Here is a 264-nt window from a genome sequence, read left to right on the forward strand (position 1 = left end):
TATCTCGGCTCAGTCCGGTACTGGTGACAATAATGTCCAAACTCACGCCATGCCGTAATAAGGCACGAGCCGTTTCCAGTTTACCTTCCGCTCGGCCTTCCTCTCGGCCTTGCACAATACCTTGCTTAATACCTTGCACAATACCTTGCTCTCTACCTTGCTTGATACCTCGCTCAAGCCCTTTTTGTTCAAGCTGTTCTGCAATAGTCATCAACATCGTTTCATGCTCCGGAGATTGTTCAATCAGTTGATGGACAAATTGTG

The 264-nt window shown here is 47.3% G+C and carries 1 pseudogene; it reads right to left on the reverse strand.

Annotated features, from left to right (window positions below):
- Window positions 1–264: pseudogene (locus tag ACGF49_RS25230) on the reverse strand (ISNCY family transposase); the annotation flags it as partial.

This window comes from Photorhabdus sp. RM96S (assembly GCF_042879335.1).
Classification (GTDB): Bacteria; Pseudomonadota; Gammaproteobacteria; order Enterobacterales; family Enterobacteriaceae; genus Photorhabdus; species Photorhabdus kayaii.